At 62.3% G+C, this 19,758-nt stretch carries 16 protein-coding genes; 12 read left to right on the plus strand and 4 right to left on the minus strand.

Features of this window, described 5'->3' with window-relative positions; genetic code table 11:
- Positions 1–62: 62 nt before the first annotated feature.
- The 3 genes from dgcB to INT12_RS09620 are packed head-to-tail and all read left to right on the plus strand — an operon-like array spanning position 63 to position 4,012.
- The gene (gene dgcB, locus INT12_RS09610) at positions 63–2,006 is read left to right on the plus strand and encodes a dimethylglycine demethylation protein DgcB (protein WP_079444843.1); all 1,944 of its coding nucleotides are present in this window, start codon (positions 63–65) and stop codon (positions 2,004–2,006) included.
- On the plus strand, positions 2,006–3,226 hold the full coding sequence (locus INT12_RS09615) for an electron transfer flavoprotein subunit alpha/FixB family protein (protein WP_046381810.1): 1,221 nt from the start codon (positions 2,006–2,008) through the stop codon (positions 3,224–3,226). Before dgcB ends, INT12_RS09615 begins: the two co-directional genes overlap by 1 nt.
- A gap of 15 nt (positions 3,227–3,241) precedes the next feature.
- Positions 3,242–4,012 (plus strand): electron transfer flavoprotein subunit beta, encoded by a 771-nt coding sequence (locus INT12_RS09620; protein ID WP_193039867.1) that lies wholly within the window; start codon positions 3,242–3,244, stop codon positions 4,010–4,012.
- 685 nt (positions 4,013–4,697) lie between these two features.
- Here the strand turns inward: INT12_RS09620 and gbcA are convergent.
- Positions 4,698–5,990: a glycine-betaine demethylase subunit GbcA gene (gene gbcA, locus INT12_RS09625; RefSeq protein WP_017847882.1), complete on the minus strand. Its 1,293-nt coding sequence runs from the start codon at positions 5,988–5,990 to the stop codon at positions 4,698–4,700.
- 282 nt (positions 5,991–6,272) lie between these two features.
- On the opposite strand from gbcA, the gene gbcB reads away from it, so the two are divergent.
- Positions 6,273–7,373 carry a glycine-betaine demethylase subunit GbcB gene (gbcB, locus tag INT12_RS09630; RefSeq protein WP_017847881.1) on the plus strand — a complete coding sequence of 367 codons (1,101 nt, stop codon included), beginning with the start codon at positions 6,273–6,275 and terminating at the stop codon, positions 7,371–7,373.
- A 61-nt stretch (positions 7,374–7,434) separates the two neighbouring features.
- On the opposite strand, the gene INT12_RS09635 is transcribed toward gbcB, so the two are convergent.
- Positions 7,435–8,475, minus strand: a complete 1,041-nt coding sequence (locus INT12_RS09635; protein WP_017847880.1) for a threonine aldolase family protein — start codon at positions 8,473–8,475, stop codon at positions 7,435–7,437.
- 90 nt (positions 8,476–8,565) lie between these two features.
- Between INT12_RS09635 and INT12_RS09640 the strand changes: the two genes are divergently transcribed.
- From INT12_RS09640 to fdhA, 8 genes are all read left to right on the plus strand, one after another.
- Entirely contained in the window at positions 8,566–9,294 is a 729-nt protein-coding gene (locus INT12_RS09640) for a TraX family protein (RefSeq protein WP_193039868.1), read from the plus strand.
- A gap of 251 nt (positions 9,295–9,545) precedes the next feature.
- On the plus strand, positions 9,546–10,799 hold the full coding sequence (glyA, locus tag INT12_RS09645) for a serine hydroxymethyltransferase (protein WP_193039869.1): 1,254 nt from the start codon (positions 9,546–9,548) through the stop codon (positions 10,797–10,799).
- 22 nt (positions 10,800–10,821) lie between these two features.
- The gene (locus tag INT12_RS09650) at positions 10,822–12,072 is read left to right on the plus strand and encodes a sarcosine oxidase subunit beta (RefSeq protein WP_003209185.1); all 1,251 of its coding nucleotides are present in this window, start codon (positions 10,822–10,824) and stop codon (positions 12,070–12,072) included.
- Between the two features lie 15 nt (positions 12,073–12,087).
- Positions 12,088–12,390, plus strand: a complete 303-nt coding sequence (locus INT12_RS09655; RefSeq protein WP_017847877.1) for a sarcosine oxidase subunit delta — start codon at positions 12,088–12,090, stop codon at positions 12,388–12,390.
- Positions 12,387–15,404 carry a sarcosine oxidase subunit alpha gene (locus INT12_RS09660; protein WP_193039870.1) on the plus strand — a complete coding sequence of 1,006 codons (3,018 nt, stop codon included), beginning with the start codon at positions 12,387–12,389 and terminating at the stop codon, positions 15,402–15,404. Before INT12_RS09655 ends, INT12_RS09660 begins: the two co-directional genes overlap by 4 nt.
- Before the next feature lie 109 nt (positions 15,405–15,513).
- Positions 15,514–16,146, plus strand: coding sequence for a sarcosine oxidase subunit gamma (locus INT12_RS09665; RefSeq protein WP_193039871.1), 633 nt, complete (start codon positions 15,514–15,516; stop codon positions 16,144–16,146).
- A gap of 171 nt (positions 16,147–16,317) precedes the next feature.
- Positions 16,318–17,175 (plus strand): formyltetrahydrofolate deformylase, encoded by an 858-nt coding sequence (gene purU, locus INT12_RS09670; RefSeq protein WP_046487903.1) that lies wholly within the window; start codon positions 16,318–16,320, stop codon positions 17,173–17,175.
- A gap of 180 nt (positions 17,176–17,355) precedes the next feature.
- Positions 17,356–18,555 carry a formaldehyde dehydrogenase, glutathione-independent gene (gene fdhA / locus INT12_RS09675; RefSeq protein ID WP_017847873.1) on the plus strand — a complete coding sequence of 400 codons (1,200 nt, stop codon included), beginning with the start codon at positions 17,356–17,358 and terminating at the stop codon, positions 18,553–18,555.
- A 28-nt stretch (positions 18,556–18,583) separates the two neighbouring features.
- On the opposite strand, the gene INT12_RS09680 is transcribed toward fdhA, so the two are convergent.
- A complete protein-coding gene (locus INT12_RS09680) occupies positions 18,584–18,985 on the minus strand; it encodes a DUF3757 domain-containing protein (RefSeq protein ID WP_052743384.1) in 402 nt (133 codons plus the stop codon).
- A 227-nt stretch (positions 18,986–19,212) separates the two neighbouring features.
- Positions 19,213–19,695, minus strand: a complete 483-nt coding sequence (locus INT12_RS09685; protein ID WP_193039872.1) for a DUF3757 domain-containing protein — start codon at positions 19,693–19,695, stop codon at positions 19,213–19,215.
- Positions 19,696–19,758: the final 63 nt, after the last annotated feature.

A 19,758-nucleotide genomic window follows, 5' to 3' on the forward strand; every position in this document is an offset into this window, starting at 1 on the left:
CCCCCTCCCACATTTAGGGCCCGGTTTCACAGTAGATCCGTGTGGTCTGTGGGAGCTTCACCATGTTGAATACTCTTCTTCCGATTCTGCTGTTCGCGGCGCTGGGCCTTGCTGTTCTGGGCGCACTGCGGCGGGCAGCCATGTGGCGCCGTGGGCGAGCGTCGAAGGTCGACTTGATCAAAGGCCTGCTGGCCATGCCCAAGCGCTACATGGTCGACCTGCACCACGTGGTCGCCCGCGACAAATACATCGCCAACACCCACGTCGCTACGGCGCTGGGTTTTGTGCTGTCGGCGCTGCTGGCGGTCCTGGTGCATGGTTTCGGCCTGCATAACCGCATCCTCGGCGTTGCCTTGCTGCTGGCGTCGGTACTGATGTTTGTCGGCGCCACGTTTGTCTATCTGCGCCGGCGCAATCCGCCGTCGCGCCTGTCGAAAGGCCCGTGGATGCGCCTGCCGAAAAGCCTGATGGCGTTTTCTGTGAGCTTCTTCCTGGTGACGCTGCCGGTGGCCGGGGTGCTGCCCGCCGACTTCGGCGGCTGGTTGCTGGCCGCGTTGTTGAGCGTGGGTGTGCTGTGGGGCGTGTCGGAAATGTTCTTCGGCATGACCTGGGGCGGGCCGATGAAGCACGCCTTCGCCGGTGCCTTGCACCTGGCCTGGCACCGCCGCGCCGAGCGTTTCGGCGGGGGCCGTTCCACCGGTTTGAAACCGTTGGACCTGAACGATAAAAGCGCGCCCCTGGGCGTGGAAAAACCCAAGGACTTCACCTGGAACCAACTGCTCGGCTTCGACGCCTGCGTGCAGTGCGGCAAGTGCGAAGCGGCGTGCCCGGCGTTCGCCGCCGGCCAGCCGCTGAACCCGAAAAAGCTGATTCAGGACATGGTGGTCGGCCTGGCCGGCGGCACCGATGCCAAGTTCGCCGGCAGCGCTTATCCTGGAAAACCGATCGGTGAACACCGCGGCAACCCGCACCAACCGATCGTCAACGGCCTGGTGGACGCCGACACTTTGTGGTCCTGCACCACCTGCCGCGCCTGTGTGGAAGAGTGCCCGATGATGATCGAGCACGTGGACGCCATCGTCGACATGCGCCGCCACCTCACCCTGGAAAAAGGCGCCACGCCGAACAAGGGCGCCGAAGTCCTCGAAAACCTGATCGCCACCGACAACCCCGGCGGCTTCGCACCGGGCGGCCGACTGAACTGGGCGGCGGATCTGAACCTGCCGTTGCTCAGCGAAAAAGGTCGCTGCGAGGTGCTGTTCTGGGTCGGCGACGCTGCCTTCGACATGCGCAACCAACGCACCCTGCGCGCTTTCGTCAAAGTGCTGAAAGCGGCCAAGGTCGACTTCGCCGTGCTCGGCCTGGAAGAGCGCGACAGCGGCGACGTCGCCCGCCGCTTGGGCGATGAAGCGACCTTCCAACTGCTGGCCACGCGCAATATCCAGACCTTGGCCAAGTACAACTTCACGCGCATCGTCACCTGCGACCCGCACAGTTTCCATGTGCTGAAAAACGAATACGGCGCCTTCAACGGTGACTATGTCGTACAGCACCACAGCACCTTCATGGCCGAGCTGATCGGCGACGGCGCGCTGAACCTGGGCCAGCACAAAGGCAGCAGCGTGACCTATCACGACCCGTGCTACCTGGGCCGCTACAACGGCGAATACGAGGCGCCGCGCCAGGTGCTGCGCGCGTTGGGGATCGAGGTCAAGGAGATGCAACGCTCGGGCTACCGTTCACGCTGCTGCGGTGGCGGTGGCGGCGCGCCGATCACCGACATTCCGGGCAAGCAACGCATCCCCGATATGCGGATGGACGACATCCGCACAACCGGCGCCGAGCTGGTGGCCGTGGGCTGCCCGCAATGCACCGCGATGCTCGAAGGCGTGGTCGAACCGCGCCCACTGATCAAGGACATCGCCGAGTTGGTGGCCGATGCCTTGCTCGACGAGCCGGCACCGGCCAAAGCCCCGATCACGCGTGAACCCGCGGAGGTACACTGATGAGCGACATTATCCGCCGCGACCCACGCGCCGAATGGATCGCCCGTAACCGCCTGCACCCGCTGCATGCGGCGATGCAGCCGGTGCAACACAGTTGGATGGGGCCCAACGGCGTCATCCGCAAGAACGTCCATGGTGTCGGTTTTATCGGCCCCAACGGCATCAAGCGCATCGACCGCAGCGGTGCCCAGCAGGGCGGGGCGGCCAAGCGCACGGCGGCGGTGGCGGTGCAGTTGCCGCTGCATCAAGTGGCGGCGCCCGCGTTCTACATCAACGTGGTGCCGGACATGGTCGGCGGCCGCCTGAGCAGCCACGACCGTGACCTGCTCGGCCTGGCCCGGCAACTCGCCGGCAGCGACGGTGCGGTGCTGGCCGTGGTGTTTGGCGAACACAAGGAAAACGCATTTGCCACGGCCGGCGTCGACCGCCTGCTGGTGCTCGAAGGTCATGCCTTCGACGGTTATTCACCGGAGCAACGCGTGCAGGGCCTGCGGGCTGTGGATAACCAGTTCAACCCGCGCCATTGGTTGCTGCCGGACAGCCGCAGCGGTGGCGGTGAACTCGGTCGGCGTTTTGCCGCCAGCCTCAACGAGCGCCCGGCCACGCGGGTGTGGCAGATCCAGGGCGAGCAGTGCATCGGCCGTGCCGGTGCTGGTCAGCAAGACGTGGCCCGGCCGCTGCCGCGCCTGATCCTGGCCGCCGCCGAATGCGCCGATCCGGTCAGCGACACTCGGCATGAAGTGCTGCCCGTGGAGTTATCCACAGCCCTGGCGCGCAGCCTGCCGCGTATCGAAGACCTCGGCGCGGTGGCGGTGGACCCGGCGGCGATTCCGATGGCTGAAGCCGAGTTTATTTTCTCCGGCGGCAACGGCGTGAAGGACTGGGCGCTGTTCCACCAGACCGCCGCCGCCCTGGGCGCTACCGAAGGCGCCTCGCGCGTCGCGGTGGACGATGGCTTCATGGCCCGCGATCGCCAGGTCGGCGCCAGCGGCACCTGGGTCACGGCGCGGGTGTATGTGGCCGTCGGTATCTCCGGGGCGATCCAGCACCTGCAAGGCATCGGCGCCTGCGACAAGGTGGTGGCGATCAACCTCGACCCCGGCTGCGACATGATCAAGCGTGCCGACCTGTCGGTGATCGGCGACAGCGCCGCGATTCTGCAAGCCTTGATCGCTGCGGTCGAGGCCTACCGCCACGGCGCCAAGCGCGATGCGGCTTAAGCAAAGGATAAGGGCATGAACACGCAGGTAATCAGTCTGGTCTCCATCGGCGCCCACCCCACCTCCGGGCGCCCGCGCCGCGCCGCGCAGGATGCGCGCGCGGTCGAGCTGGGCCTGCAAATGGCTGGGGATAAGTTGCAGGTGCTACATGCCGGCGACATCGCCGAACCCACGCTGCGCAGCTACCTGGGCATGGGGCTGGCGCAGTTGCATGTGCTCGAACAACCGCCTGGCGCCGATGCCTTGCCGGTGCTCAGTGAGTATCTGCGCGACGCCGGCGCCCAGGTGGTGCTCACCGGTAGCCAGGCCGAAACCGGCGAAGGTTCGGGGATGTTGCCGTTCCTGCTCGCCGAACACCTGGGCTGGCCGCTGATTGTCGGACTGGCGCAGGTGGAGTCCATCGAGAGCGGCGTGGCCCTGGTGCTGCAAGCCTTGCCCCGTGGGCAGCGGCGGCGCTTGAAGGTGCGCCTGCCGTTTCTGGCCACGGTGGATAACGCCGCGCCCAAGCCTCGACAGAGCGCCTATGGCCCGGCGCAACGCGGCGAACTGGCGGCCCACGAGGTCGAGGTTGAAGCGGACGAGTTATTCACAGGCGCCGTGCTGCAACCGGCCAAGCCACGACCCAAGCGGCTCAAGGTGATCAAGGCCAAGAGCGGCGCGGACCGGATGAAGGCGGCCACGGCCAAGGCCAGTGGCGGCGGCGGGCAGGTACTCAAGGGCCTCAGCCCTGAAGCGGGTGCTGAAGCGATTCTCAAGTTGTTGCTTGAGGAAGGCGTGGTTCGCTGAGCCGCAACGGGGAGAGTGGCTTACCCACAATCCCTGTTGACCCGTCTGTGGATAACCTGTTCGCGGTTGTCCACACCCCCTGTAAATCAAGCCCTGCAGCCCTCCGTACAAAAAACGACCAGGCTAACCCTCGGTTTTTCCTTGGGTTTCTGTGTGATCACAGCCATTACCCCGCGCAGAGTTTCCCCCAAAGTCTGTTGGCGCTTCTGTGGATAAGATGTTCGCTTACCGCTGCAGCCCTTATAAATCAAGGCTTACGCTAGGTTGATCGAAATTTGATCAATTGCGCGCATTTGCCCGCTGAAACGCGTGGATAGTCCGGTTTATGAAGGTTTGAAGGGGTTTTCCACAGCCGCGTCAAAGTTGCCCCCAAAGTCTGTTGGTGCTTCTGTGGATAAGGTGTTCGCGTACCGCTACAGGGCACGGTTCATATGGCTTACACGGAGCTGTTCAAAAAATGATCAGTGGCGCCTTAAAACGGCCAAGTCGAATAAGTCACGGATTTTCTTGATTTAATTTCGACGGGCAGGCGCACTTGCGCACAATTGCTGTGGGTGGCTCTGTGGATAAGTTGTTGGGCAAAGGCTGGAGGGCAGGCGGCGAGAGGGGTTCAGTGTGCTTGAACAAATTTTGATCAGTGCGCAACCCAATGTGGGAGCGAGCAAGCCCGCTCCCACTGGGATGGTTACTGGGCGGCCACGCCTTTGAGGTAGGGCGCCGGCGCCGCGCCGAGGTTGCTCAGCATGCGCTCGCTGTACCAGTCGATGAAGTTCACCACGCCGAACTCATAGGTCTTGGAGTAGGGGCCCGGCTGGTAGGCGGTGGAGTTGATCCCGCGCTGGTTTTCTTCGGCCAGGCGACGGTCCTGGTCGTTGGTGGCGTCCCATACCTGGCGCATGCGCTCCACGTCGTAGTCCACGCCTTCGACCGCGTCCTTGTGGACCAGCCACTTGGTGGTGACCATGGTTTCCTGGGCGCTGATCGGCCACACGGTGAACACGATCACATGGTCGCCCATGCAGTGGTTCCACGAGTGCGGCAGGTGCAGGATACGCATCGAGCCCAGGTCCGGGTTCTTGATGCGGCCCATCAACTTCTTGCAGCCCTGTTTGCCGTCCAGGGTCATCGACACGGTGCCTTTGAGCAGCGGCATACGCACGATGCGGTTGCGCAGGCCGAAGCTGGCGTGGGCGTAAGGGATTTTTTCGGCTTCCCAGGCCGCGGCGCTGGCGGCCACGTGGTCCTTGAAGGCCTGGTCGGCGCGCGGGTCGGTGACGTCGTCCCACTCGAGCAGGGTTTTCAACAGCTCGGGGTGCGAGGCGTTGCAGTGGTAGCACTCGCGGTTGTTTTCCAGCACCAGTTTCCAGTTGGCCTTTTCCATCAAGGTGGTTTGCACCGCCACCTTGGTGTTCTCCATGTCGTAGGGTTCCATGTAGTGGTTCAGGGTCGACAGGAAGTCATCGATGGCCGGCGGGTTCTGCGCCAGGCTGATGAAGATGTAGCCGCCGGCGGTCTTCACGTTGATCGGCTTGAGGCCGTACTGCTTCATGTCGAAGTCGGCGCCCATCTCGGTGCCGGCGAACAGCAGGCGGCCGTCCAGTTCGTAGGTCCACTGGTGGTACGGGCAGACCAGCTTGGCGACCTTGCCTTTGTCGCTGGTACACAAGCGCGAACCGCGGTGGCGGCAGACGTTGTGGAACGCATGCACCACGCCATCGGCGCCACGGATCACGATGATCGGGTTCTTGCCCACTTGCAGGGTCAGGAAGTTGCCCTTGGTGGGGATCTCGCAGGTCATGCCGGCGATCAACCATTCTTTCTGGAAGATCTCCTGCATATCGATATCAAACAACCGCTCATCAGAGTAGAACGGCTGTGGCAGCGAGAACGTGCGTTCGCGCTCTTGCAGCATCTGCGCGGTGGCCTTGCGTGCGGGTTCCAGCGGATCGCCCAAGCTTAAGGTTGCGGTGACGTCCATCGTGTGTGTCCTCATGGCCATTCTGTGTGGCCGGCGAAAGTGGCTACGGTTAGTGCAGTGCAAGGCGTAAAGAAAGTGTCGTTGTTGGCAGCGAGTGTGCGGCCGCCGTTGCGGTGAACCTTATCCATGGGCGACATGGCCCAATCTGTTCCCGACGCGCAACCCCCTGTCGTTGGGGGCTGGTCGCGATAAGTATGTGAATGTCGCAGATAGGTAAATGGGTGGTTCTCGCGTTACGCAGAATCGCCACCATAAGGCCGAGCCTCGGCGGTGGAGAACAGCATGTCCAGTAACTTCCTGAATCCGGTAACCACCCAGACCTGGGCCAATGGTCGGCACATTGTCCGTTGCGTCAAAGTCATCCAGGAAACCTGGGACGTTCGCACCTTCTGCTTCATGGCCGACCAGCCGATCCTGTTCTTTTTCAAGCCGGGGCAGTTCGTCACCCTGGAGTTGGAAATCGACGGCCAGCCGATCATGCGTTCCTACACCATCTCCAGCTCGCCGTCGGTGCCTTACAGCTTCTCGGTGACGATCAAGCGCGTGCCGGGCGGCAAGGTCTCCAACTGGCTGCACGACACCCTGCACGAGGGCCAGGAGCTGGCGGTCCACGGGCCGGTCGGGCTGTTCAATGCCATCGACTTCCCAAGCCCCAAGGTGCTGTACCTCAGCGGCGGTGTCGGCATTACCCCGGTGATGTCCATGGCGCGCTGGTTCTACGACACCAACGCCAACGTCGACATGACGTTTATCCACAGCGCGCGCTCGCCCAAAGACATCATCTACCACCGCGAGCTGGAGCACATGGCCTCGCGGATCGACAACTTCAGCCTGCACCTGATCTGCGAGAAGCACGGCCTGGGCGAGCCCTGGGCCGGGTATCGCGGTTACCTGAACCACAAGATGCTCGAATTGATGGTGCCGGACTTCCTGGAGCGCGAAGTGTTCTGCTGCGGCCCCACGCCGTACATGACCGCAGTGAAGCGCCTGCTGGAAGCCGCCGGTTTCGACATGACGCGTTATCACGAAGAGTCCTTTGGCGCGACGCCAGCGGAAGCCCGCGCCGATGCGGTGGAGCAGGCCGAACAAGCCGCCGATGCGCCGGAAATCGACCTGGCGGACCTGCATCAGGTCGAGTTCATCACCTCGGGCAAGAGCATCCGCGTGGCGCCGGGCGAAACCGTCCACGCCGCTGCGGCCAAGCTCGGCCTGCTGATTCCCAAGGCCTGCGGCATGGGGATTTGCGGCACATGCAAGGTGCTCAAGCTGGGCGGCGAGGTCGAGATGGACCACAACGGCGGGATTACCGAGGAAGACGAAGCCGAGGGCTACATCCTGTCGTGCTGCAGCGTGCCGAAGGGCGACGTGCGGATTGAGTTCTGACCCACACCTTAAGTGGGCACGATCCACTGTGGCAGGGAGCAAGCCCCTGCCACCTTCGTAATCAGGCCCCCATCACTTCGCGAATATCCGCCGCCAGCTCGCGCACGCGTTCTTCCTCGGTGTCCCACGCACACATGAAGCGCGCGCCGCCTTTGCCGATGAAGGTGTAGAAGCGCCAGCCCTTGGCCGTCAGCGCGGCGATCGCCGGTTCCGAGAGTTGCAGGAACACGCCGTTGGCCTGCACCGGGAACATCAATTCCACGCCGGGAATATCCGCCACCAGGCTGCTCAGCAACTGTGCGCAGTGGTTGGCGTGGCGTGCGTGTTTGAGCCAGGCGTCGTTTTCCAGCAGGCCCACCCACGGCGCGGAGAGGAAGCGCATCTTCGACGCGAGCTGGCCGGCCTGTTTGCAGCGGTAGTCGAAGTCTTCGGCCAGTGCGCGGTTGAAGAACAGAATCGCTTCGCCCACGGCCATGCCGTTTTTCGTGCCGCCGAAGCACAACACATCCACCCCGGCTTTCCAGGTCAGGTCGGCCGGCGAACAGCCGAGGAACGCGCAGGCGTTGGCGAAGCGCGCGCCGTCCATGTGCAGGTTCAGGCCGAGCTCTTTGCAGGTGGCGCTGATGGCGCGGATTTCGTCCGGGGTGTACACGCTGCCGACTTCAGTGGCCTGGGTCAGCGTCACCACGCGGGGTTTGGGGTAATGGATGTCCTGGCGCTTGAGGGCGATCTCGCGGATCGATTCCGGGGTCAGCTTGCCGTTTTCGGTGCGCGCGGTGAGCAGCTTGGAACCGTTGGAGAAAAACTCCGGTGCGCCGCATTCGTCAGTCTCGACGTGGGCGGTTTCCGAGCAGATCACGCTATGGTAGCTCTGGCACAGCGATGACAGCGCCAGGGAGTTGGCGGCGGTGCCGTTGAAGGCGAAGAACACTTCGCAGTCGGTCTCGAACAGGTTACGGAAACCGTCGGCGGCGCGGTGGGTCCATTCGTCATCGCCATAGGCGCGCTGATGGCCGTGGTTGGCTTGTTCCATGGCGGCCCAGGCTTCCGGGCAGATGCCGGAATAGTTATCGCTGGCGAATTGTTGGCTCTTGTCGGTCATGGCCCATTCCTGTGGTCGATGTTGGTGCACACTTTAACCAAGATTGTCTGGGGTGCACACGCACTGTAAATGCAAAGTCACTGGGGAATTATGCACGCTACTGAAACGATTCCTGTCGGACGTGTCCGCGATGGCGCCTTGGATTTGCTCAAGTGGCTGGCGCTGCTGAGCATGGTGCTGGACCACTTGCGTTATGTCGGGTTGAGCCTGGATGGCCTGTATGTGCCGGGGCGCCTGGCGTTCCCGTGGTTTTGCCTGGCGATTGCGGCGAATGTGCATCGGGTGCGAGACGCGCCAGTGAGCGGCCGCTGGCGTTACCTGGGCTGGTTGCTGTTGTTCAGCCTGATCAGCGAAGTGCCGTACCGGCTGTTCATCGAAGATGCCGATACGTTGAATGTGTTGCCCACCTTGGCGTTGGGCCTGCTGGTTGCCCGAGGATGGCAGCAGAAGGCGCTGGTTGATCGAGGATTGGCGCTGATTTCCCTGGCGATAGGCGCTGTGTTTTCCACGCAGCTGATGTTCGGTTTCTTCGGTGTATTGCTGCCGTGGGCGATGGTGTTGGTGTTTCGTCGGCCATGGTATTTCAGCGTATTTCCGGGGCTGCTGTGTGTGGCAGCCAATCAATGGCAGATTCTGCTCGATAGCGGCACGCCGGTGGCGTGGATGGGGTTGGCGGCATGCCTGATCGCGCCATTGGCCGGCCTGGTCCTGTTGCGACATGTCAAAAACGCCACGCCGCCGGCAATGCGCCGCTGGGCCTATGCCCTCTATCCTGTGCATTTCCTGCTGTTGCTACTCGTCCGTCAAATCATCGCCTAACCAGTGTGGGAGGGGCGGTGCGACGGTTCGACTTGCCCCCGATAGCGGTGGATCAGCTTGCACATGCCGTGGCTGACACACCGCTATCGGGGGCAAGCCCCCTCCCACATTTGTTCTGCGTTGTTCCAGCTATGTCGTAAACGCACCTTTGCGTGGCGTCCGTAGGCATTTGACCTGCCTGCGCCAGCCCTACCATCGCATCAAAGGGCCCTGCACGGGCCTTAACAATACGAAAGGCTGGGAGAGACGCGATGTTCAGCAAACAAGACCAGATCCAGGGTTATGACGATGCACTGCTCGCGGCGATGAATGCCGAGGAGCAGCGGCAGGAAGCTCATATCGAGCTGATCGCGTCGGAGAACTACACCAGCAAGCGCGTGATGCAAGCCCAAGGCAGCGGCCTGACCAACAAGTACGCCGAAGGCTACCCGGGCAAGCGCTACTACGGTGGCTGCGAGCATGTGGACAAGGTCGAAGCCCTGGCCATCGAGCGCGCCAAGCAGTTGTTCGGCGCCGACTACGCCAACGTGCAGCCGCATTCCGGCTCATCCGCCAACAGCGCGGTGTACCTGGCGCTGTTGAACGCCGGTGACACCATCCTCGGCATGAGCCTGGCCCACGGCGGCCACCTGACCCACGGCGCCAAAGTGTCGTCCTCGGGCAAGCTGTACAACGCGGTGCAATACGGCATCAACACCGACACCGGGCTGATCGACTACGACGAAGTCGAGCGCCTGGCCGTGGAGCACCAGCCGAAGATGGTGGTGGCCGGTTTCTCCGCCTACTCCAAGACCCTGGATTTCCCACGCTTCCGTCAGATCGCCGACAAGGTCGGTGCGCTGCTGTTCGTCGACATGGCCCACGTCGCCGGCCTGGTGGCCGCCGGTCTGTACCCGAACCCGCTGCCTTACGCCGACGTGGTCACCACCACCACCCACAAGACCCTGCGCGGTCCGCGTGGCGGCCTGATTCTGGCGCGTGCCAACGAAACGATCGAAAAGAAACTCAACGCCGCTGTATTCCCTGGCGCCCAGGGCGGCCCGCTGATGCACGTCATCGCCGGCAAGGCGGTGTGCTTCAAGGAAGCCCAGGAGCCTGGCTTCAAGGCCTATCAGCAGCAAGTGATCGACAACGCCCAGGCCATGGCCGGCGTGTTTATCAAACGCGGCTACGATGTAGTGTCCGGCGGCACCGATAACCATCTGTTCCTGGTCAGCCTGATTCGCCAGGGCCTCACCGGTAAAGACGCGGACGCCGCTCTCGGTCGCGCCCACATCACCGTCAACAAGAACGCCGTGCCGAATGACCCGCAGTCGCCGTTCGTGACGTCGGGCCTGCGTATCGGCACGCCGGCGGTGACCACGCGCGGTTTCAAGGTGCCGCAATGCATCGAGCTGGCCGGCTGGATCTGCGACATCCTCGACAACCTCGGCGACGCCGATGTCGAGGCCGACGTGGCCAAGCGCGTGTCGGCCCTGTGCGCTGATTTCCCGGTTTATCGCTGAGCGCGGTTTTGGAGTAATGACTATGCAACGCTACTCGGGCTTCGGCCTCTTCAAGCACTCACTCAGCCACCACGAAAACTGGCAGAAGATGTGGCGCACGCCGACCCCTAAAAAGGTGTACGACGTGGTCATCGTCGGCGGTGGCGGGCATGGTCTGGCGACCGCCTACTACCTGGCCAAGGAGCACGGCATCACCAATGTCGCCGTGGTCGAAAAGGGCTGGCTGGGCGGCGGTAACACCGCGCGCAACACCACCATCGTGCGTTCCAACTACCTATGGGACGAGTCGGCGCACTTGTACGAACACGCGATGAAACTGTGGGAAGGCCTGTCCCAGGACCTGAACTACAACGTGATGTTCTCCCAGCGCGGCGTCTACAACCTGTGCCACACCCTGCAGGACATCCGCGATTCCGAACGTCGCGTCAGCGCCAACCGCCTCAACGGCGTGGACGGCGAACTGCTCAACGCCAAACAGGTCGCGGACGAGATTCCGTACCTGGATTGCTCGAAGAACACCCGCTACCCGGTGATGGGCGCCACCGTGCAACGACGCGGCGGCGTGGCCCGTCACGATGCGGTGGCCTGGGGCTTTGCCCGCGCCGCCGACGCCCTCGGAGTGGATTTGATCCAGCAGACCGAAGTGATCGGCTTTCGCAAGGAAAACGGCGTGTGCATCGGTGTGGAGACCAACAAGGGCTTTATCGGCGCCAAGCGCGTCGGTGTGGTCACTGCCGGTAACTCCGGGCACATGGCTTCGCTCGCCGGTTTCCGCCTGCCGATCGAATCGCACCCGCTGCAAGCACTGGTGTCGGAGCCGATCAAGCCGATTATCGACAGCGTGATCATGTCCAACGCCGTACACGGTTACATCAGCCAGTCCGACAAGGGCGACCTGGTGATCGGCGCCGGTATCGACGGCTACAACGGCTACGGCCAGCGCGGTTCGTACCCGGTGATCGAACACACCATCCAGGCCATCGTCGAGATGTTCCCGGTGCTCTCGCGCGTGCGTATGAACCGCCAGTGGGGCGGCATCGTCGACACCACGCCGGACGCCTGCCCGATCATCTCAAAGACCCCGGTGCCGAACATGTTCTTCAACTGCGGTTGGGGCACCGGCGGTTTCAAGGCCACTCCCGGTTCAGGCAACGTGTTTGCCGCGAGCCTGGCCAAGGGTGAAATGCACCCGCTGGCCGCACCTTTCTCCATCGACCGTTTCCACAACGGTGCGTTGATCGACGAACACGGCGCTGCGGCCGTCGCCCACTAACAGGAGAAATTCCCTATGTTGCATATCTTCTGTCCTCACTGTGGCGAACTGCGCTCCGAAGAGGAATTCCATGCCTCCGGCCAAGCGCACATCCCACGCCCGCTGGACCCCAACGCCTGCACCGATGAAGAGTGGGGCGACTACATGTTCTTCCGCGACAACCCCCGTGGCCTGCACCACGAGCTGTGGATTCACGCTGCCGGTTGCCGTCAGTACTTCAACGCGACCCGCGACACGCTGACCTACGAAATTCTTGAAACCTACAAAATCGGCACCAAGCCGCAATTCACCGCCAAGGCTGCTGGAGCGAAGGTATGAGCCAGATCAATCGCCTGTCCAACGGTGGTCGGATCGACCGTAACAAAGTCCTGACCTTCAGCTTCAACGGCCAGACCTACAAAGGCTTCGAAGGCGACACCCTGGCCGCCGCGCTGCTGGCCAACGGTGTCGACATCATCGGCCGCAGCTTCAAGTACTCGCGCCCACGCGGCATCTTTGCTGCCGGTGCCGAAGAGCCGAACGCGGTGCTGCAGATCGGCGCCACCGAAGCCACCCAGATTCCCAACGTGCGCGCCACGCAACAGGCGTTGTACCAGGGCCTCGTTGCCACCAGCACCAACGGCTGGCCGAGCGTGAACAACGACGTGATGGGCATTCTCGGCAAAGTCGGCGGCAAGCTGATGCCGCCGGGGTTCTACTACAAAACCTTCATGTACCCGCAGTCGTTCTGGATGACCTACGAGAAGTACATCCGCAAGGCTGCAGGTTTAGGCCGCTCGCCGACCGAGAACGACCCGGACACCTACGACAACTTCAACCGGCATTGCGACGTGCTGGTGGTCGGTGCCGGCCCGGCCGGTCTGGCCGCTGCACTGGCCGCTGCGCGCAGCGGCGCCCGCGTGATCATCGCCGATGAGCAGGAAGAGTTCGGCGGCTCGTTGCTCGATTCGCGCGAAAGCCTCGACGGCAAGCCGGCCACCGAGTGGGTCGCCAGCGTCATCGCCGAACTCAAAGCCCTGCCGGATGTGGTGCTGCTGCCCCGCGCCACCGTCAACGGTTACCACGACCACAACTTCCTGACCATTCACGAGCGTCTCACCGATCACCTCGGCGACCGTGCGCCGATCGGCCAGGTGCGCCAGCGTATCCACCGTGTGCGTGCCAAGCGCGTGGTGCTGGCGACCGGTGCGTGCGAGCGTCCGCTGGTGTACGGCAACAACGACGTGCCGGGCAATATGCTCGCCGGTGCAGTCTCGACTTACGTGCGCCGTTACGGCGTGGCGCCGGGCAAGAAACTGGTGCTGTCGACCAACAACGACCACGCCTACCGCGTCGCCCTGGACTGGTTGGAAACCGGCCTGAAAGTGGTGGCCGTGGCCGATGCCCGCCATAACCCACGCGGCGCGCTGGTGGAAGAAGCCCGCGCCAAAGGCATTCGTATCCTCACCGGCAGCGCTGTGATCGAAGCCCGTGGCAGCAAGCATGTGAGCGGCGCCCGTGTTGCGGCCATCGATGTCAAAGCGCATACCGTCACCAGCCCTGGCGAGTGGCTGGACTGCGACCTGGTGGCCAGCTCCGGCGGCTACAGCCCGGTGGTCCACCTGGCCTCGCACCTGGGCGGCAAGCCGACCTGGCGCGAAGACATCCTCGGTTTTGTACCGGGTGAAGCACCGCAAAAGCGCGTGTGCGTTGGCGGTATCAACGGCGTCTACGGCCTGGGCGATTCCCTGGCGGACGGTTTTGAAGGGGGCGTGCGCGCCGCCAGCGAAGCCGGTTTTAGCCCGGTGGAAGGCACGCTGCCCAAAGCCTTGAACCGCTTGGAAGAGCCGACGCTGGCGCTGTTCCAGGTGCCTCACGAGAAAGCCACTGCACGGGCGCCCAAGCAATTCGTCGACCTGCAGAACGACGTCACCGCGGCCGCCATCGAACTGGCGACCCGCGAAGGTTTCGAGTCGGTGGAACACGTCAAGCGCTACACCGCGCTGGGCTTCGGCACCGACCAGGGCAAGCTGGGTAACGTCAACGGCCTGGCCATTGCGGCGCGTTCGCTGAACGTGACCATCCCGCAGATGGGCACCACCATGTTCCGCCCCAACTACACGCCGGTGACCTTCGGCGCGGTTACGGGGCGGCACTGTGGGCACATCTTCGAGCCCGTTCGCTACACCGCGCTGCACACCTGGCATGTGAAGAATGGCGCCGAGTTTGAAGACGTCGGCCAGTGGAAACGCCCGTGGTACTTCCCGCGCAACGGTGAAGACCTGCACGCGGCGGTCAAGCGCGAATGCCTGGCGGTGCGCGACAGCGTCGGCCTGCTGGATGCGTCGACCCTCGGCAAGATCGACATCCAGGGCCCGGATGCCCGCGAGTTCCTCAACCGCATCTACAGCAACGCCTGGACCAAGCTCGACGTGGGCAAGGCGCGCTACGGCCTGATGTGCAAAGAAGACGGCATGGTCTTCGACGACGGCGTGACCGCTTGCCTGGCCGACAACCACTTCCTGATGACCACCACCACCGGCGGCGCGGCCCGTGTGCTGCAATGGCTGGAAATCTACCAACAGACCGAATGGCCGGACCTCAAGGTCTACTTCACCTCGGTCACCGACCACTGGGCGACCATGACCCTGTCGGGCCCCAACAGCCGCAAGCTGCTGGCCGAAGTCACCGACATCGACCTGGACAAGGACGGCTTCCCGTTCATGACCTGGAAAGAAGGCCTGGTCGGCGGCGTACCGGCGCGGGTGTTCCGCATCTCGTTCACCGGCGAGCTGTCGTATGAAGTCAACGTGCAGGCCGACTACGCCATGGGCGTGCTGGAGCAAATCGTCGAGGCCGGCAAAAAGTACAACCTGACCCCGTATGGCACCGAAACCATGCACGTCCTGCGGGCCGAGAAGGGCTTCATCATCGTCGGCCAGGACACCGACGGCTCGATGACCCCGGACGACCTGAACATGGGCTGGTGCGTCGGCCGTACCAAGCCGTTCTCGTGGATCGGCTGGCGCGGCATGAACCGCGAAGACTGCGTGCGCGAAGATCGCAAGCAATTGGTCGGCCTCAAGCCGATCGATCCAGCGGTGTGGCTGCCGGAAGGCGCGCAACTGGTGTTCGACGCCAAGCAGACGATCCCGATGAAGATGGTCGGCCACGTCACCTCCAGCTACGCGCATAACTCCCTCGGTTATTCGTTTGCGCTGGCGGTGGTCAAGGGCGGCTTGAAGCGCATCGGCGAGCGGGTGTTTTCGCCGCAAGTGGATGGCAGCGTGATCGAGGCGGAGATTGTGTCCTCGGTGTTCTTTGATCCGAAAGGCGACCGCCAGAACATCTGATAGACCGAGGCGCGCCATCGGGAGACAGGGGAATACATTCCAAATGTGGGAGGGGGCTTGCCCCCGATGACGCCAGTAGCCACACAACAGAATTCAGCAAAGGTGCTCTATGACAGCAGCCAACGTATACCAACAACGCCCCACCACCGGGGCCAAGGCCGAGTCGTCGCTGCACCATGCCGACCTCGCCAGCCTGGTCGGCAAGGGCCGCAAGAATGCCGGCGTGACCGTGCGTGAAAAGAAACTGCTCGGCCACCTGACTATTCGCGGCGACGGCCATGACGCCGCCTTCGCCGCTGGCGTCCACAAGGCCCTGGGCATCGAACTGCCCGGCGCGCTGACGGTGATTGTCAACGGCGACACCAGCCTGCAATGGCTCGGCCCGGACGAGTGGCTGCTGGTGGTGCCGAGCGGTGAAGAATTCGCCGCCGAACAAAACCTGCGCGCCGTCCTGGGCGATCTGCATATCCAGATCGTCAATGTCAGCGGCGGCCAACAGATCCTCGAACTGCGCGGCCCGAACGTGCGCGACGTGCTGATGAAGTCCACCAGCTACGACGTACACCCCAACAACTTCCCGGTGGGCAAGGCGGTGGGCACGGTGTTCGCCAAGTCGCAATTGGTGATCCGCCATACCGCCGAAGACACCTGGGAGCTGGTGATTCGTCGCAGCTTCTCGGATTACTGGTGGTTGTGGTTGCAGGATGCCTCGGCCGAATTCGGCCTGAGCGTTCAAGCCTGATATGACCCCCACCCCCTTCACCCGCCACCCTGTAGGAGCGAGCTTGCTCGCGAAAACCTCAAGGGCACCGCGGTCATCCAGGATGCCCGCGTCATCGTTGACGATTTTCGCGAGCAAGCTCGCTCCTACAGGGGTGGGTGAGGCCGGGCTTTGCTTGAGGAGTGACCTGTCATGAGCCGCGCACCCGACACATGGATTTTGACCGCCGACTGCCCCAGCGTGCTCGGCACGGTGGACGCGGTCACCCGCTACCTGTTCGAGCAGGGTTGCTACGTCACCGAGCACCACTCGTTCGATGACCGGCTGTCAGGGCGCTTTTTTATCCGCGTGGAGTTTCGTCAGCCGGAGGGTTTCGATGAGCAAGCGTTCCGCGATGGCCTGGCCGCGCGCGGGGAAGCCTTTGGCATGGTCTTCGAACTGACGGCGCCGAACTATCGGCCCAAAGTGGTGATCATGGTGTCCAAGGCCGATCACTGCCTGAACGACTTGCTGTACCGCCAGCGTATCGGCCAACTGTCGATGGACGTGGTCGCGGTGGTGTCCAACCACCCCGATCTGAAACCGTTGGCCGACTGGCACCAGATTCCCTACTACCACTTCGCCCTAGACCCCAACGACAAACCGTCCCAGGAGCGTCAGGTGTGGCAAGTGATCGAACAGACCGGCGCGGAACTGGTGATCCTTGCGCGCTACATGCAAGTGCTGTCGCCGGAGCTGTGCCGCAAGCTGGATGGCAAGGCGATCAATATCCACCACTCGTTGTTGCCGGGGTTCAAGGGCGCCAAGCCGTATCACCAGGCGTACAACAAGGGCGTGAAGCTGGTCGGCGCGACGGCGCATTACATCAACAACGACCTGGATGAAGGCCCGATCATCGCCCAGGGTGTGGAGGTGGTGGATCACAGCCATTACCCCGAGGATCTGATTGCCAAGGGGCGCGATATCGAAGGGCTGACCCTGGCCCGGGCGGTGGGGTATCACATTGAACGGCGGGTGTTTTTGAATGCCAATAGAACGGTGGTGCTCTGACTGACGCCATCGGGGGCAAGCCCCCTCCCACAGGGGAATGCATTCCAAATGTGGGAGGGGGCTTGCCCCCGATGAGGCCCTAACAAACAACACAAGAAACAGCATCTGTACCCGAGCACTCAACGCGCTGCCCACCCCACGGGCAACGCGCTTTCATAAAAACAACAGCGAGGTGAAAGCATGTCTGGTAATCGTGGTGTCGTGTATCTCGGCAACGGCAAGGTCGAAGTACAGAAAATCGACTATCCCAAAATGCAGGACCCCCGTGGCAGGAAGATTGAGCACGGCGTCATCCTGCGCGTGGTCTCCACCAACATCTGCGGCTCCGACCAACACATGGTGCGCGGCCGCACCACTGCCCAGACCGGCCTGGTGCTCGGTCACGAGATCACCGGTGAAGTGATCGAGAAGGGCAGCGACGTCGAGAACCTGAAAATCGGCGACCTGGTGTCCGTGCCCTTCAACGTTGCCTGCGGCCGCTGCCGCTCCTGCAAAGAGCAACACACCGGCGTGTGCCTCACCGTCAACCCGGCCCGTGCCGGTGGCGCCTACGGCTATGTCGACATGGGCGACTGGACCGGCGGCCAGGCCGAATACGTGCTGGTGCCTTACGCCGACTTCAACCTGCTGAAACTGCCGGACCGCGACAAGGCCATGGAGAAAATCCGCGACCTGACCTGCCTCTCCGACATCCTGCCCACCGGCTACCACGGCGCCGTCACCGCCGGCGTTGGCCCTGGCAGCACCGTCTACATCGCCGGTGCCGGCCCGGTCGGCCTGGCCGCTGCCGCTTCCGCACGCCTGCTGGGCGCGGCGGTGGTGATCATCGGCGACGTCAACTCCATCCGCCTGGCCCACGCCAAGGCGCAAGGGTTTGAAGTGGTCGACCTGTCCACCGACACGCCGCTGCACGAACAGATCGCTGCCTTGCTCGGTGAGCCGGAAGTGGACTGCGCCGTCGACTGCGTGGGCTTTGAAGCACGCGGCCACGGGCATGACGGCGTCAAGCACGAAGCCCCGGCCACGGTGCTCAACTCACTGATGGGCGTGGTGCGCGTGGCGGGTAAGATCGGTATCCCCGGCCTGTACGTCACCGAAGACCCTGGCGCCGTCGACGCTGCCGCGAAGATGGGCAGCCTGAGCATCCGTTTTGGTCTGGGCTGGGCCAAATCCCACAGCTTCCACACCGGGCAAACGCCGGTGATGAAGTACAACCGCCAGTTGATGCAGGCGATCATGTGGGACCGCATTCACATTGCCGACATCGTCGGGGTTGAGGTGATCAGCCTGGATGACGCGCCGCGTGGCTATGGCGAGTTTGATGCGGGCGTGCCGAAGAAGTTTGTGATTGATCCGCATAAGTTGTTCAGCGCGGCGTAACGAAAAGGGCGACTTCGAGTCGCCCTTTTCATTCATGCGTAAATGAGCATTTGGAAATGTCCTGGGCTTCGCAATGCGTGCCTTTCCAGTCACCTATAGGGATAAGGTTCCAATCAGAGATAGGTTTGAGCGTGACCGAAAAGCTCGCGTCGTTATTCATTGGCCCTTCGTAGGTGCAGATGACGGCTTTGTGGTCGGCATCGTACCGGGCATCGTGAAACGTCGAATCAGTAAGGTACGACGCTGTCGCCTGCTGGTTTTCACCTGCCCAGATGCGTCCATCGGACTGTGATGTTTCATAGCGGTAGCCTCCACTGGCCATCGCCGTTTGTTTGATGTTTTGGATCGGCGGGCAGGTGGAAGTCGCTGCGTGGGTGTTGTTCATCAGTGCCACAGTGGCTAACACACCTGCAAGCAGTGCAGTTTTCATAGCCCAACTCCTGTGGGGCGTGGAAGGCTCTATGCTGCAGGTGATGTTTCGGCGGCAGCTACTGTTAGAAGTGACAGTGCTTTAGAAGAAGTTGAGATTAAAGAGTGGTTTTTTATTGCCAGAGATGCAAAAAATCGACACACGTGCAGGTGATCAGACTGGATGATGCGCCGCCCGAGTATTAAAAGAGAGTGGCGTTCTGGCCACACTCTTTATTTTTATAAAACTTATTGATACGGACACTCTTCAGGCGATGACTTAACGCAGTCCCTTGCAATAATATCAGCCTCCGTCATGTCGCTGGGTGATTTGGTTTTAGCTTTGACTTCTCTGTCAAAGCTATCTGTGGCCACACTTTTCCAATTTCCGCCTACAGCTTTGATGGGTTGGCCTGGATTAAAAGACATTGTTATAAATTGATTGTTCTGGTCTTGGTAGCGGCAAAAAACTCTCCAATCTTTTTTTCTGCTTGGATCTGTTTCATTATTCGCTTTTTGGATGCGGGCGTTCACGAACCTAAGGTTAGAAAGGCTGATATCTGGAGCTGTGGCGCTGGAAGTCCACTGTGAACGTGCGCCTTCAACGCCATCTGCAACGTAGGAATTGCCTACTTTGGCTATATTAAACGCGTACGCGCAGTTTCCCGCGTAGGTGTTGCTGGCTGCTGCTGTTAGAAGGAGAAGAGTGACAATTGATACTTTGGCGTGCATGGTCTTGTGCTCCATTTTCATTGTGTGGAGGGCCATCATCCGGAGCCAAGGCTTATTGCTCTA

The organism is Pseudomonas sp. K8, from assembly GCF_014889455.1.
Lineage (GTDB): Bacteria > Pseudomonadota > Gammaproteobacteria > Pseudomonadales > Pseudomonadaceae > Aquipseudomonas > Aquipseudomonas veronii.

Coding starts and splice junctions, on each gene's coding strand:
- purU (WP_046487903.1), top strand. CDS start 16,318: ATGAGCCGCGCACCCGACACATGGATTTTGACCGCCGACTGCCCCAGC.
- INT12_RS09655 (WP_017847877.1), top strand. CDS start 12,088: ATGTTGCATATCTTCTGTCCTCACTGTGGCGAACTGCGCTCCGAAGAG.
- INT12_RS09665 (WP_193039871.1), top strand. CDS start 15,514: ATGACAGCAGCCAACGTATACCAACAACGCCCCACCACCGGGGCCAAG.
- glyA (WP_193039869.1), top strand. CDS start 9,546: ATGTTCAGCAAACAAGACCAGATCCAGGGTTATGACGATGCACTGCTC.
- INT12_RS09615 (WP_046381810.1), top strand. CDS start 2,006: ATGAGCGACATTATCCGCCGCGACCCACGCGCCGAATGGATCGCCCGT.
- fdhA (WP_017847873.1), top strand. CDS start 17,356: ATGTCTGGTAATCGTGGTGTCGTGTATCTCGGCAACGGCAAGGTCGAA.
- gbcA (WP_017847882.1), bottom strand. CDS start 5,990: ATGGACGTCACCGCAACCTTAAGCTTGGGCGATCCGCTGGAACCCGCA.
- INT12_RS09640 (WP_193039868.1), top strand. CDS start 8,566: ATGCACGCTACTGAAACGATTCCTGTCGGACGTGTCCGCGATGGCGCC.
- INT12_RS09620 (WP_193039867.1), top strand. CDS start 3,242: ATGAACACGCAGGTAATCAGTCTGGTCTCCATCGGCGCCCACCCCACC.
- INT12_RS09660 (WP_193039870.1), top strand. CDS start 12,387: ATGAGCCAGATCAATCGCCTGTCCAACGGTGGTCGGATCGACCGTAAC.
- INT12_RS09635 (WP_017847880.1), bottom strand. CDS start 8,475: ATGACCGACAAGAGCCAACAATTCGCCAGCGATAACTATTCCGGCATC.
- gbcB (WP_017847881.1), top strand. CDS start 6,273: ATGTCCAGTAACTTCCTGAATCCGGTAACCACCCAGACCTGGGCCAAT.
- INT12_RS09685 (WP_193039872.1), bottom strand. CDS start 19,695: ATGCACGCCAAAGTATCAATTGTCACTCTTCTCCTTCTAACAGCAGCA.
- INT12_RS09650 (WP_003209185.1), top strand. CDS start 10,822: ATGCAACGCTACTCGGGCTTCGGCCTCTTCAAGCACTCACTCAGCCAC.
- dgcB (WP_079444843.1), top strand. CDS start 63: ATGTTGAATACTCTTCTTCCGATTCTGCTGTTCGCGGCGCTGGGCCTT.
- INT12_RS09680 (WP_052743384.1), bottom strand. CDS start 18,985: ATGAAAACTGCACTGCTTGCAGGTGTGTTAGCCACTGTGGCACTGATG.